The sequence below is a fragment of the Neobacillus sp. plas4 genome (assembly GCF_057221695.1).
On the sequence record NZ_CM170152.1, the window covers coordinates 517069 to 530431 of the forward strand.

The window sequence follows — 13363 nt, forward strand, 5'->3', positions numbered from 1 at the left end:
TAAAGTGATTGAACGAGAAATGATAAAAATAGAAAACTTACATAAATCTTATGGCAGTCTACATGTATTAAAAGATATAAATATGTCCGTGTATGAAAGTGAAGTTGTCTGCTTGGTCGGCGCATCTGGCTCTGGTAAAAGTACTCTGCTGCGATGCCTTAACTTTTTAGAAAAAAGGCAAGGTGGACTAATTTCAATCCGCGGGGAAGAAATTAACCCGGAAACCCACAATCTTAACAATGTCCGCCAAACGGTGGGGATGGTTTTCCAACACTTTAATCTATTCCCGCATAAAACCGTCATAGAAAATGTCATTGAAGCACCAACGATGGTAAAGAAAATCCCAAAAGACCAGGCCATTGCCGAAGCAAAGGAACTGCTCCAAAAGGTGGGTCTTCTTGATAAGGCGAATGTTTATCCTAGCAAATTGTCAGGCGGTCAAAAGCAACGTGTGGCAATTGCCAGGGCGCTGGCAATGAAGCCGGATATCATGCTTTTTGATGAACCGACATCTGCCCTTGATCCGCAGCTTGTTGGTGAGGTATTGGCAACCATGAAGGAGTTAGCTGATGAAGGAATGACCATGGTAGTGGTTACACATGAAATGGGCTTCGCTCGTGAGGTTGCTGATTGGATTGTCTTCATGGACGATGGTAGAATTATCGAAAGAAATCGGCCAAATGAATTCTTTGATCATCCAAAAGAGCAACGTACAAAAGAATTCCTCCAGGCAACCATGTTAAAATAATTTGAAATATGGAATTAAAACCATTTACTGTTGAACTTACAGTGGAGAATGGATAAACCTGCCAGCATCTCGTGTGTTGCCAATTACACTCCATACACGTTGAGTGCGTAGCACAAATAGTTTTAAGGAATTAAAAACAAACGTGCTGGTGTTAGGGGTGCTTTATCATTAAAGTATAAAGAGGTATCTATTTTTAAAAAAGATTAGGCTGTTGATCAACCTATAAAGCCTCATATACAGACAAAGAATATGGTGAATAAAAAAGAAGATGATCCCTACATTCTGTAGAGATTCATCTTCTTTTTCATTTGAAGGGGCATTTGTGAACAGCCCCTTGAGCTGTTCATTTTTGTGTGAAGCATCTTAAATCTTAATATCAATCTTCGCATTTTTCTTTAACTCTTCAACCTGCTGAATTAGTTTTTCCTGCTGTTTTTGCTGTTGAAGAGATTGCTCGATTTGCGGTTTCACTTCTTCAAGCTTTGGAACTTCTTGTCCAGTGCTCTTTCCTTGTTCTGCAAATTGATCATACGTTTTTTGAATTTCTTCATCAGTTATTTCACCAGCTGGCACTTCTTTCTCAATGTACTGTTTAAGTTTAATATCGTCAGCTATTTGAGTTTCAAGTGTTTTCATATCCATGCCGGATTTTTTAAGAGCGGCTTCAAATTCTTTTTCTGTTTTAAACTGTTTTTTTATTTCTTCCAGCTGTTTATTAATATCTGCCTCTGAAACTTTATAGCTTTTTTTATCTGCCTCTTGAAGAAGAAGAGTTTGTCCGACTAAGCTATCAATTGTTTGTTTTTTTACCTGCTCTGCAGCTTCTTTGGATGTTGGATCTTGTCCCATTTGCTGCATTTGTCCTTGTGCAGATGCTAAAGCGCTATTATAGTCGCTTCCTAAAATTTCTTTATCATTCACTACGGCAACAGTTTTCTTTTCATCTATTTGCTGTGCTTCTAATTTCTTTTGCATTTCTTCCATTTGCTTTTGCAGTTCCTTCTGCTGATCGGTTTCCGCTGTTTTTGCTTTATCATCATTTTTAGCTTCTTTACTTTCTTCATTTCCTCCGCATGCTGCTAAAACAACGGCCATTAGACCGGTTATTAATGTAAATATTATTTTTTTCATAATCGATCTCCTTCCTTAAGCTAGAAGTATAATTTTCCCCTAAAAAAAATCATCTAGTGCGCATTATAAAGTTAAACGTAAGAAAAAGAAACAGTTGCGCTCTTTTTTAATATTTATAACAGGATTGAAACATTTGATAATGACTTTAACTGACCCCAGTAAACTGAAGCGTTACAACTCAGGGGCTAAGGTACCATTTTTTCGTTATTGATAAAGTAGGAATTGACAGTTTGGTTGCTTTAACCGTAAAGTTGCTTATGATGCAAATGAAAATGGAGGAAAACAAATGCAATTCATTAATAATCTACTTCTCGATATGGAAATAGATCCTAGATTAGTAGAGGATCTTTCGATTATCATCAAGATTTTGCTAATAGGGCTTATCTGTATCGCAGCAAATTTTATTTCAAAGAAAATCGTGATCAGGATCATTACTCGTGTCGTTACAAACTCCAAAGTCAAGTGGGGCAAAATCATTTTGGATAGACAGGTTTTTCGAAAGTTATCCCATATTGTTCCTGCGATCATTATTTATTCGTTTTCTTCAACCTTTCCAACCTATCAATCAACTATTGAAAAATTGGCGATTGCCTATATCATTATTGTCGGTTTAGTGTTTATTCAAAGTTTACTAAATGTATGTAATGATATATATCAAACCTTTGATATATCCAAGGTTAAGCCGATTAAAGGATATATTCAGGTAATTAACATTATTATTATGACTGTAGGGATCATTTTAGTGATTTCGAACTTAATCGGAAAGAGCCCTCTCATTCTATTAAGTGGGATTGGTGCGCTCTCAGCCGTTTTGATGTTAGTATTTAAAGATTCGTTATTAGGATTAGTTGCCGGAATTCAGCTAACGTCCAATGATATGGTTCGGGTTGGTGACTGGATTGAAATGCCAAAGTACGGAGCAGATGGGGACGTTATTGATATTTCTTTAAATACGGTAATGGTTCAAAACTTTGATAAAACGATTACGATGATTCCAAGTTATGCCCTTATTTCCGATTCTTTTATCAATTGGAGAGGGATGCAAAGCTCAGGCGGCCGACGAATCAAGCGTTCTCTGTATATCGATACAAGCAGTATCGCATTTTGCACTAGGGAAATGATTGAGAAATTTGTAAAAGTTGATTACCTTTCGGACTTCATTATCCAAAAGGAAAGGGAAATTACCGAGTATAATGCTAAAAATCAAATCGATCGAAACAATCCTGTGAATGGGAGGGCCCTTACCAATATCGGTGTTTTTAGGGCGTATATCAGCAATTACCTCAAAAATCTCGATGGCATCAATCAGAATATGACCTTAATGGTAAGACAACTGGCACATAATGAACACGGGCTGCCTATAGAAATTTATGCATTTACAAATTCCGTACAGTGGGCAGTGTATGAAACCGTTCAATCTGATATCTTTGACCATCTATTTGCCGTTGCACCAGAGTTTGGACTAAGAGTATTCCAGAATCCATCTGGGGCTGATTTAAGAAACATGGCAGAAGAATCGAGCAACAAAAAAGCCTTGATTGGCGAAAAAAGCTATTAAAATAATCAATCACCAATAAAACCAACTGTTTAAAATAACAAATGTGTTGGCACATACACTCAAAATGTGAAAAAACCCGTATAAATAAACGGGTTTTTTTCTTGCGAAAATGAATGAGATGCGGTTGAAAAGGGAATGAGTTTATTTAATAGCGAACAATGGAATGAGTGGATAACTTTTTTTAAAAGCATGTAAGACATAATTTGAAAGAATACTCCCTGTAGCACCACAACTTCTAGTCAAGTGAAAATGATTGATTTTCAGCCTGTCTATGACTAAACTCAATTCGATACCTCAATAATCATTTAATTTTTTCGTACCAACTATTTCTATTTTATATAAAGATAATTACATAATAATAAATAATCTTATTCATAGGAGGCTTCCATGGCAAACGATATAATTATCCGTTTTGATAACGTAACAAAATTTTACGACAGTCACACGAAAGTTTTACAAGATGTGAGCTTTGAACTTGAACGTGGAAAATTTTACACATTACTAGGTCCTTCAGGTTGTGGAAAAACGACGATTTTACGTATCATTGCAGGATTTGAAAAACCGACTACAGGGAATGTATACATGAACGGCAAGCTTGTAAACGACATACCAGCAAATGAGCGACAAGTAAACACTGTATTCCAAGACTACGCCCTATTCCCGCACTTAAACGTATTTGAAAATGTGGCATTTGGTTTACGAATTAAAAAAGTAAAAGAATCAGAAATTAAAGTGCGCGTAGCAGAAGCGTTAAAGTTCGTAAACTTAGCAGGTTATGAAAACCGTGAAATTACAGAAATGTCAGGCGGTCAGCGTCAACGGGTTGCAATCGCACGAGCTATCATTAATGACCCAGAAGTGATTTTACTCGATGAACCATTATCAGCACTTGATTTAAAGCTGCGCACAGAAATGCAATACGAGCTGCGAGAGTTACAGCAGCGTCTTGGTAAAACATTTATTTTCGTTACGCACGACCAAGAGGAAGCTTTAGCGATGAGTGATGAGATTTTCGTTTTAAACGAAGGGATTATTCAGCAATCTGGTACGCCAGTTGATATATACGATGAGCCAATTAACCGCTTCGTTGCAGACTTCATCGGGGAGTCAAACATCGTAGAGGGCGTTATGCTTGAAGACTATAAAGTCCAATTTGCGGGAAAAGTTTTTGACTGTGTCGACGGTGGGATGAAACACAACGAAAAAATCGATGTTGTCATTCGTCCAGAAGATCTACAAATCACATCGCCAGAAGCAGGTAAAATTGGGGTTACCGTCGATACGCAATTATTTCGCGGTGTACATTACGAGTTATCAACATATGACAAAGATGGAAATGAGTGGCTTGTACACTCGCTGAAAAAGGCTGAAGTAGGTGCACAAGTAGGTCTTGATTTCGACCCAGAAGCAATTCATATTATGCGTCTAAATGAAACAGAAGAAGAATTTGACGCACGCATAGAGGCATATACAAATGAAGGTTAAGTCAAGACCAGCGTTCGTCCCATATATACTATGGATTGCACTCTTCGTTATTGCACCGATTGGGCTCATTTTGTATTATTCATTGCTCAATTTAAACGGAGAATTTTCGCTAGTAAACTATAGAAACTTCTTTACATCAGCATACTTAACGATGACGTTAACGAGCTTTTGGTATGCATTCATCATTACTTTTTTTACGCTAATAATATCTTATCCAACTGCGTACCTATTAACAAAAACAAAGAATAAGCATTTATGGCTAATGCTCATTATTATTCCTTCATGGATTAATTTATTATTAAAAACGTATGCATTTATCGGGATATTCGGTTTATACGGGCCGGTCAATACAATAGTAGAATTGTTGGGCTTCGACCCGACGCAAATTTTATTTACCGACTTTAGTTTCGTGTTCGTTGCGGTGTACATTTTTATACCGTTTATGATTATCCCAATTTTCAACGCGATAGACAAAATGAATCCGTCATTAATTTACGCATCTCGTGACTTAGGTGCTTCACCGCTTACAACGTTCCGACGCGTCATTATTCCTTTAACCATTGAAGGTGTAAAATCAGGGATTCAAGTAACGTTCATCCCTGCTCTCTCACTCTTCATGATTACGCGCCTAATTGCTGGGAACAAAGTAATTACGCTTGGTACAGCGATAGAACAGCAATTTTTAGTAGCGCAAAATTGGGGAATGGGTTCAACCATTGCCGTGTTTTTAATCTTAATTATGTTTGCAATTATGGTGTTTACACGCACAAAGAAAAAAGGAGGTCGAGCATAAATGCGATCAACTTTAACACCTCTAGCTAAAGTATATTTAGCCATCGTGTTTGTTATTTTATATGCACCGATCTTCTACTTAATTTTTTATTCATTTAATAGCGGCGGTTCAATGGGGACATTTGAAGGCTTTACACTTGAACATTATCAAGCCGTATTTGATGATAATCGTTTACTCGTTATCTTAATCAATACCGTAATTGTTGCATTACTATCTGCGTTAATAGCTACCATAATTGGAACACTTGGAGCAGTTGGTATTGTTTCATTAAGAAATTACAAAATACGTAACATCTTCTTATCATTAAATAATATTTTAATTGTCAGCCCAGATGTTGTGATTGGGGCAAGCTTCTTAATCTTATTCACAATGATTGGAATTAAGCTTGGCTTTTCATCTGTATTAATTTCACATATTGCATTTAGTATTCCCATCGTTGTATTAATGGTTTTGCCTAAAATATTGGAAATGAATACGAACTTAATTGATGCAGCACTTGATTTAGGAGCAACTCGCCGTGATGTATTAACACGTGTTATTGTTCCGTATATTAAACCTGGGATTTTAGCTGGTTTCTTTATGGCCTTAACCTATTCATTGGATGACTTCGCTGTTACATTTTTTGTTACAGGTAACGGATTTAGTACATTGTCTGTGGAAATCTATTCCATGGCACGTGCAGGTATTACCCTAACCGTTAATGCAATCTCGGGGCTAGTATTTATCGTGACAGTCGGTATTGTCGTTATGTATTATTTCATTACGAAGCGGTCGAAAAAAACGGAGGGCTCTGCTCTATGAAATCTTTAATTCAAATAATATTAGCAATCGTGATAGCATGCGGTCTGCTTTCCTTTATTGCTTCAAAGTTAGAAGCAGCAGGCTCAACTGGTGGTAAGGACACTTTAGTCGTATACAATTGGGGAGAATACATTGACCCTGAGCTGATCGACCAGTTTGAAGAAGAAACAGGCATTTCAGTTATTTATGAAACGTACGATTCAAATGAAGCGATGTTAACGAAAATTAGACAGGGTGGCACATCCTATGATGTTGTTGTCCCATCAGAGTATACGATTGAAACAATGATTAAAGAAGACCTGTTAATAGAAATCGATCATTCGAAACTTCCAAATTTGAAGAATATCGATCCTTACTTTTTAGATTTACCATTCGATCCGAAAAACAAATATTCCATTCCATACTTTTGGGGAACGGTTGGTGTAGTTTACAATCCTAATGAAGTCCCAAAACATATCACTTTTGATTCTTGGGGCGATTTATGGGACCCAGCACTAAAAAATAAAGTATTTTTAGTAGATGGTGCACGTGAAGTCATCGGTATGGGCCTAAACAGTTTAGGGTATTCGTTAAATTCACGTGACGAAGACGAATTACGTGTAGCATTAGAAAAATTAAAACAGCTAAACGGAAATGTCAAAGCGGTTATTGGTGATGAAATTACACCACTAATGATTAATAATGAAGCTACAGTAGCCGTAACATTTTCTGGTCAAGCAGCAGACATGATGTTCGAAAATGAAGAGTTGAATTACGCCGTACCACAAGAAGGCTCAAACTTATGGTTCGATAACATGGTTATTCCTAAAACTTCAAAGAATGTGAAAGCCGCCCATCAATTCATAAATTTTATGCTGGATGCAGAAGTTGCTGCACAAAATACTGATTATGTAGGGTATGCGATTCCAAATAAAGCAGCGTGGGAACTATTAGATGATGAAGTGGTAAACGATGAACGTTTTTACCCACCCGAAGAAAGTCGCAAAAACTTAGAGGTATATGAAAACCTCGGTCTTGAGCTGCTGGGAAAATATAACGAATACTTTTTAGAATTTAAGATGTCACTTAAGTAAAAGCTTATCTTAAAAAAGTAATAGAATAATTATATGGTCCAGTTATAATGACTGGGCTTTTTTACATATCAGAAAAGAGGGACAGGAAGTAACATGAGGACTGGTTTGCATTCGAAGAGTATAATTAAAGTAGAATAAATTTTCCCGTATAGAAGTTGGATAAAGTTCCAAGAAAGGAGCAAGTACTAGATGCAAGTACGCGATTTTATGATTAGAAAAGTAATTACAGCGAAGCATTCAACAACGATTAAAGAATTAATTTCTATTTTAGAAACAAATCGAATTGGCGGTGTACCAGTGGTTGATGACAAGGGCAATTTAGTGGGCATCGTTTCAGACGGGGATATTGTACGCTATCTTTCCCCACATAAAGAAAAATTGTATTTGGCTTACTATGTTACCTATATAGAAGAATCCCAAAAAATAGAAGATGTATTAAGAGAAAGAATGAATGCGCCGGTTGAGAAAATTATGGTAAAGAAAAATATTAAAACGTTAGCACCTGAGGATGACTTTGAAAGTGCCATAAGATTAATTTCTAAACACCATTTTAAAAAGATTCCTGTCGTGAATGGAGCAGGCAGAGTGGTAGGGATTATCAGCCGAGGGGATATTATCCATAATTTATCAAAATCAATATATAATGAAGAAACAGTCCGGGAACAATAGACTAAGCAATCACCAGCCCCACACATGTGGAGTGAGTAGCGCCGCTCATATTAAAATAAATACTAGATAATTTAGGCTCATTCTAATTAGAATTGAGCCTAGCTGTGTTTTAAAGAAAACATAAGGAATTAATTCGAGACTTTTTCAGCAGTCTCCTTATTTAGCAGCTTTTTTTGTGTAAAAAATCATAGGTATGAAGAGAATAAAACTTCATTTTACCTCGCGATAAAATATATTGTCAATAAGAAATTTGCGATTTTCAAAAAAAATGTTATAATAGTCTTAACATAACTTTTTTTATCGTATTCCAAAATTCCGCTGTATTAATTTGCAGATTGAATTATGGATACGTTTTTTTAATATCCTTTTTAAACCGATGAAAAAATCAAACAGTAGTGTGAGCTTTTAAGGAAGTTAGTTGAAAGAAATTAACAATTAACGATCTAATTGTAACCGAGTTTTTATTCTGCAAGGAGGACTAGAAGAATGAATCTAATCAATAAGAAAGTTACGCACGAGCTTTTTGGCATGGGTAGTATAGTTAAACATAATGATTCTGTTATTGAAATACATTTCGCTTCGGAAAATAAAAAGTTTGTTTTTCCCGATGTATTTGGAAAGCACTTAAAACTGCATGATAAGATTGTTGCTAATTCACTTGGTGAAATTATACAAAAAAGGGAAGCTGAACGTAAGCAGGAAGAACGGAAGAAGGAAGAGGAAAAAAAACTGCAACTAAAAAACCAGGAACTTCGCTTGGAACATGAAAAACTTATGAAAAATCATAAGCTTCATCCCGAATCGCAAATGGTCTTTTGGTGTGACACAGAAGAACAGAATAGTTCTTTTTCTGAGTGGAAGGTTTTTTCAGGCGTAATAAAAAGTGGTAATAATCAGGGAAAGCCTAACAAACCCATCCGTCTGCACCAAAATAGCGCTGTCCTGTTAACAGCAATAGATTCTGGGATGCCTGAAAAAGACAGGCGTATCTTAGGTGTCTATATGGTGAATGAAGATTTTATCGGCAAGCTTTGTGAAGATGGATATATCCCTGCCCATTCTCAATACAGAATCCAACTTACAGAACAAGAATCGGATCAGATGCTTTTCTGGAAATATTACGTAAATGAAAAATTCCCCCATAAAATGACTTGGAATACAGGTAAATACCGTTATTTTAATAATTCATGGATGGCTCAAATTTTATTTGATATCGTTTCGTTGAAAAGTGACCCAAAGGAACAAGAGCTGGCACAACAATTTTTTGAACATTATTGCAAAATGAATCAGATAAATGATCAAGAGCTAGCAAAGCCTAATGGCGCATTATTGCGTATTTAATCGTTAGCCAAAAGATAATAGAAAAACAGGAAGTGACACATTATTCACCCATCATTATAGGCAAACTGTGCCTTCAAGGCTGTTGTTTCTAATTCTTCAAAACTAAAGAGAAAATAAAGGGTGATACAAATACATGTATCACCCTTTTCATCGGTCTTGAACCGTCCATGGATTATACTTATGCTTCTATTTTTGTAAAGAATTGTGGCAGGTGTTCTTTGTGTTCTTCTAGCATTTCATCTAGGATTTGTTTTGCTATTTTATCAGATGGGACGAGCGGGTTGATGGTCATTGCTAGTAATGCAGTGTTGTAATCACCAGTTACGGCTGCTTCGGCTGCTACTCGCTCGAAGGATTTGATTTGTTGTACTAATCCTCTTACAGCAACTGGCAGGTCGTCGACGGAGATTGGTTTAGGGCCATCTTTTGTGATCACACAGTTAACTTCTACTGCTGAGTCGCTTGGAATACTGGCAATGGCACCGTTATTGCGGGTGTTGACTGGTTGAATGTCTCTTTTGTCATTATAAATAGAATTAATCAAACTGCAAGCTGCATCACTATAGTAAGCTCCACCGCGTTTTTCTAATTGAGGAGGCTTAATATCAAGCGTCTCATCTTTATAGAGTTCAAACAATTCTTTTTCTAATCGTTGAACGACTTCTGCGCGAGTCCCTTCCGTTTCTGCTTTTTCTAATTCCTCTTGCAGCATTTCATCTGTTTTATAGTAGTAACGATGGTATCCACATGGGATTACCCCTAATCCACGAATAAAGTCAGGCTCCCATGAAAGACCAGAAATGTTTTTCATCGTTAATGCATTATCTGGATTTGCCATCGCTTCAATCACTTGGTCTTGTACGCTTACTCCATCTACGAATGTATCAAGGCCGTATACCATATGGTTTAGACCAGCAAAGTTGACCTGAACACGCTCTGGCTCTACATTCAATGATTTCGCAATTCCCATGCGCATTCCAATTGGCACGTTACATAAACCGACTACCTTTTTAATGGTACTGTAGCGTAAAATCGCTTCTGTTACCATTCCTGCAGGGTTGGTGAAGTTGACTAACCATGCTTCCGGGCAAAGCTCTTCGATATCTTTACAGATTTCAAGAATGACAGGAATGGTACGAAGGCCTTTGAATAAACCGCCTGGTCCATTTGTTTCCTGACCAATCACATTGTATTTTAATGGGATTCTCTCATCTTTTGCACGCGCTTCTAAAAGACCAACACGAAATTGGGTGGTAACAAAGTCCGCATCCTTTAATGCTTCTCTTCGGTCTAATGTTAAATGGACTTCAATGGGAAGACCTGCTTTTGCCACCATACGCTTAGCAAGGCTGCCAACAATCTCCAACTTTTCTTTTCCTGCTTCAATGTCTACTAACCAGAGCTCTCTCACCGGAAGCTCATCATAACGTTTAATAAAACCTTCTACTAATTCAGGTGTATAACTAGATCCTCCGCCAATTGTTACAATTTTAACGCCTTTTGACATTTAGGAAAACCTCCAGTAATTTAGTTTTTCTTTTCTTGTATTCATTCTATTTGTCGAAGGGGATGGAGTAAATGACCTTGAAGGGTTTAGGCAGGAGTGCCTTTGAAAGGAACGTGTTACAAATGAGTAACACGTTGTTCCAATAAATTGTGGTATGATACTTCCAAAGAGATTTAGGAGGGCCTAAACCATGTTCTCAAGCGAAATCATTGCTACATTTAATGAGCTAGAAACTTCTTTATACGACTACATATGTAAAAATAGCGAGAAAGTCATTTACATGCGAATTCGTGATTTAGCAGATGTAACTCATGTCTCTACATCTACCATTCTACGCTTTTGCCGAAAATTAAAGTGTGAAGGATTTACGGAATTTAAAGTGAAATTAAAGCTTTATTTAGAAGAAAATGAAGAGAGGAATATTAAAAGTACCCAGTACACCCTTTCGGAATTTGTGGAAAGGACCTTAAAGGGTAACCTTGATAAGGCAATAAAAGAAGCAGCGACACTGATCGTAAAATCAGATAACCTTATTTTTATTGGTTCTGGAAGTTCAGGAATATTAGCGGAATATGGTGCAAGGTATTTTTCAAGTTTAGGAAAGTTTTCTATGTATGTGAAGGATCCATATATTCCAATCCATGCAAATTATCTTCATAATAGTACAACCATTGCTTTATCAGTAAGTGGGGAAAATAGTTTTACGATTGCCCACTTAAATCAGCTTAAAGAAAAAGGCAGCAAAATTATTAGTATCACTAATAACAAACACAGTACCATCGCAAAAATCTCGGACATCAACATATCTTATTACGTCACCGAAGAATGGTACAAAAACTCAAACATCACCACCCAAATACCCGTAGTTTATATACTCGAAGAAACCGCACGGGAAGTAAATAAACTCTAAGAATAGGTTGTAGTACTGTTTTCAGAAAATCGGTGCCTGTCACCCATTGCTGAAAATGGAACAGCCACATCAAAGGGGCATCGGAGGGAAAGTGAGTTATGTTGAGAGTTAAGAGGATTTTTCATGCAGTAAGGTTGTTTGTTAAAGAGACTGTTTTGCTGAAGTTTAAGAGTAGTATTCGCTATAAGTTAATGGTTTTGATGCTTTTGGCGATGATTCTACCTTTCCTTATTTTAATTGTTTTTTTGAAACTCTAAAGCGTAATCACTCGCACCAATGGGAACCCTACAAATACTAAACTTTAAATCCTTACTAGGGTCAAATAATTCATCAAAAACTTTATCTCTAGCCTCTTCTGGCAAGTTTTGCAATGGCTGTAAAGCCAAGTTCATTAAAACAGCCTCCGAATCCTTCTATGATTCTCTGAGTTTGATTTACTACAGCTTAGGAGAAGAATTATGTATTTAGTAATCGATATAGGAGGAACATTTGCGAAATATACATTAAAACCAATCGATTGCGGTTAACGATTCATTGCTAACCAGTAAAGCGACTTTATTTTTTTTCTTATCATTGAAGATAAACTGTACCGAGGAGTTAATCTTTCTGCTGGGGAAGTAAGCTTTGTGATGGAGCAAATGGACATTAAAACAAAAGAGGCAAAATTTTTTGGTTCAGACGGGTCTGCTGTGAAAATGGTTCGCCGTATTGCTGAACTCAAAAATCTTGACGATCCGACAGATGGAGAAAAGGTATTTGAATACATTAACCAAGGCGATGAAAAAGCTAATGTGATTTTTAATGAATATTGTCTTTACTTAGCTTCCCAAATCTTGAATATACAATATATTTTAGACCCGAAAGTTTTTGCGATTGGCGGCGGAATCAGTGCACAGCCGATTTTACTCGAACGAATTAAATGAGCGATTGCCGAAATTAAAAAGGCTAACCCGCAGCATAGGGCTAATCCAAAAGTGGTAACATGCAAATTTCAAAACGATGCCAACCTATACGGGGCACTTTATCATTTCCTAAGCCAAAGGGACAGTTCGAAGCCACTGAAATAGTCACCTTTTTTTCAGACGCTTAATCGCCACTGAGCCATTTCTTTCGAAAAGCCGCTGTTTTTTATAATAATATGGTAAATGCGTGAAGTTAAAGGGGGAATTAAGAGGATAGCTTACTTGCTATCCTCTTTAAATTTACGGCTAGTGCCGTTAATTTTGCTTCCGTGGACATGCCTTTTAGACCGTACCCCCTAGCAAGATCCAGCCCGTGGAAATTTTTCATTTCCCCATTCTTCATTCCTTTGTCATTTTTGAATGGTTTATAAAAAGGGGTACCCAA

General features: G+C 36.8%; 13 protein-coding genes. 10 read left to right on the forward strand and 3 right to left on the reverse strand.

Annotated features, from left to right (window positions below; translation table 11 throughout):
- Window positions 1-4: 4 nt before the first annotated feature.
- Entirely contained in the window at window positions 5-748 is a 744-nt protein-coding gene (locus tag AC2TFD_RS02560; protein WP_484674904.1) for an amino acid ABC transporter ATP-binding protein, read from the forward strand.
- Between the two features lie 363 nt (window positions 749-1111).
- On the opposite strand, the gene AC2TFD_RS02565 is transcribed toward AC2TFD_RS02560, so the two are convergent.
- Window positions 1112-1879, reverse strand: coding sequence for a SurA N-terminal domain-containing protein (locus AC2TFD_RS02565; protein ID WP_484674905.1), 768 nt, complete (start codon window positions 1877-1879; stop codon window positions 1112-1114).
- 286 nt (window positions 1880-2165) lie between these two features.
- Here AC2TFD_RS02565 and AC2TFD_RS02570 point away from each other — a divergent pair, with 286 nt between their 5' ends.
- The 7 genes from AC2TFD_RS02570 to AC2TFD_RS02600 all read left to right on the forward strand — a co-directional run bounded on the left by AC2TFD_RS02570 (window position 2166) and on the right by AC2TFD_RS02600 (window position 9599).
- Entirely contained in the window at window positions 2166-3437 is a 1272-nt protein-coding gene (locus AC2TFD_RS02570; protein ID WP_484674906.1) for a mechanosensitive ion channel family protein, read from the forward strand.
- A 387-nt stretch (window positions 3438-3824) separates the two neighbouring features.
- Window positions 3825-4922 (forward strand): ABC transporter ATP-binding protein, encoded by a 1098-nt coding sequence (locus AC2TFD_RS02575; protein ID WP_335513826.1) that lies wholly within the window; start codon window positions 3825-3827, stop codon window positions 4920-4922.
- Window positions 4912-5715: an ABC transporter permease gene (locus tag AC2TFD_RS02580; protein ID WP_484674907.1), complete on the forward strand. Its 804-nt coding sequence runs from the start codon at window positions 4912-4914 to the stop codon at window positions 5713-5715. Before AC2TFD_RS02575 ends, AC2TFD_RS02580 begins: the two co-directional genes overlap by 11 nt.
- Complete coding sequence (locus tag AC2TFD_RS02585) at window positions 5716-6516, forward strand: ABC transporter permease (RefSeq protein WP_335513822.1); 801 nt, start codon at window positions 5716-5718, stop codon at window positions 6514-6516. It abuts the gene before it with no gap.
- Entirely contained in the window at window positions 6513-7589 is a 1077-nt protein-coding gene (locus AC2TFD_RS02590; protein WP_335513820.1) for an ABC transporter substrate-binding protein, read from the forward strand. Before AC2TFD_RS02585 ends, AC2TFD_RS02590 begins: the two co-directional genes overlap by 4 nt.
- A 189-nt stretch (window positions 7590-7778) precedes the next feature.
- Window positions 7779-8258 (forward strand): CBS domain-containing protein, encoded by a 480-nt coding sequence (locus AC2TFD_RS02595; RefSeq protein ID WP_484674908.1) that lies wholly within the window; start codon window positions 7779-7781, stop codon window positions 8256-8258.
- Window positions 8259-8744: 486 nt separating this feature from the next.
- Window positions 8745-9599 (forward strand): malate synthase, encoded by an 855-nt coding sequence (locus AC2TFD_RS02600; protein WP_335513816.1) that lies wholly within the window; start codon window positions 8745-8747, stop codon window positions 9597-9599.
- 178 nt (window positions 9600-9777) lie between these two features.
- On the opposite strand, the gene AC2TFD_RS02605 is transcribed toward AC2TFD_RS02600, so the two are convergent.
- Window positions 9778-11106 (reverse strand): 6-phospho-beta-glucosidase, encoded by a 1329-nt coding sequence (locus AC2TFD_RS02605; RefSeq protein ID WP_484674909.1) that lies wholly within the window; start codon window positions 11104-11106, stop codon window positions 9778-9780.
- A gap of 190 nt (window positions 11107-11296) precedes the next feature.
- Between AC2TFD_RS02605 and AC2TFD_RS02610 the strand changes: the two genes are divergently transcribed.
- Window positions 11297-12016, forward strand: coding sequence for a MurR/RpiR family transcriptional regulator (locus AC2TFD_RS02610; protein ID WP_335513812.1), 720 nt, complete (start codon window positions 11297-11299; stop codon window positions 12014-12016).
- Window positions 12017-12249: 233 nt separating this feature from the next.
- Here AC2TFD_RS02610 and AC2TFD_RS02615 read toward each other — a convergent pair whose 3' ends face one another.
- A complete protein-coding gene (locus tag AC2TFD_RS02615) occupies window positions 12250-12408 on the reverse strand; it encodes a hypothetical protein (RefSeq protein ID WP_484674910.1) in 159 nt (52 codons plus the stop codon).
- Between the two features lie 237 nt (window positions 12409-12645).
- Between AC2TFD_RS02615 and AC2TFD_RS02620 the strand changes: the two genes are divergently transcribed.
- Window positions 12646-12939: an ROK family protein gene (locus tag AC2TFD_RS02620; RefSeq protein WP_484676261.1), complete on the forward strand. Its 294-nt coding sequence runs from the start codon at window positions 12646-12648 to the stop codon at window positions 12937-12939.
- Window positions 12940-13363: the final 424 nt, after the last annotated feature.

Excerpts from the sequence above, each read along its gene's own strand:
- AC2TFD_RS02565 (WP_484674905.1), bottom strand. The coding sequence starts at position 1,879 with ATGAAAAAAATAATATTTACATTAATAACCGGTCTAATGGCCGTTGTT.
- AC2TFD_RS02570 (WP_484674906.1), top strand. The coding sequence starts at position 2,166 with ATGCAATTCATTAATAATCTACTTCTCGATATGGAAATAGATCCTAGA.
- AC2TFD_RS02575 (WP_335513826.1), top strand. The coding sequence starts at position 3,825 with ATGGCAAACGATATAATTATCCGTTTTGATAACGTAACAAAATTTTAC.
- AC2TFD_RS02580 (WP_484674907.1), top strand. The coding sequence starts at position 4,912 with ATGAAGGTTAAGTCAAGACCAGCGTTCGTCCCATATATACTATGGATT.
- AC2TFD_RS02585 (WP_335513822.1), top strand. The coding sequence starts at position 5,716 with ATGCGATCAACTTTAACACCTCTAGCTAAAGTATATTTAGCCATCGTG.
- AC2TFD_RS02590 (WP_335513820.1), top strand. The coding sequence starts at position 6,513 with ATGAAATCTTTAATTCAAATAATATTAGCAATCGTGATAGCATGCGGT.
- AC2TFD_RS02595 (WP_484674908.1), top strand. The coding sequence starts at position 7,779 with ATGCAAGTACGCGATTTTATGATTAGAAAAGTAATTACAGCGAAGCAT.
- AC2TFD_RS02600 (WP_335513816.1), top strand. The coding sequence starts at position 8,745 with ATGAATCTAATCAATAAGAAAGTTACGCACGAGCTTTTTGGCATGGGT.
- AC2TFD_RS02605 (WP_484674909.1), bottom strand. The coding sequence starts at position 11,106 with ATGTCAAAAGGCGTTAAAATTGTAACAATTGGCGGAGGATCTAGTTAT.
- AC2TFD_RS02610 (WP_335513812.1), top strand. The coding sequence starts at position 11,297 with ATGTTCTCAAGCGAAATCATTGCTACATTTAATGAGCTAGAAACTTCT.
- AC2TFD_RS02615 (WP_484674910.1), bottom strand. The coding sequence starts at position 12,408 with ATGAACTTGGCTTTACAGCCATTGCAAAACTTGCCAGAAGAGGCTAGA.
- AC2TFD_RS02620 (WP_484676261.1), top strand. The coding sequence starts at position 12,646 with ATGGAGCAAATGGACATTAAAACAAAAGAGGCAAAATTTTTTGGTTCA.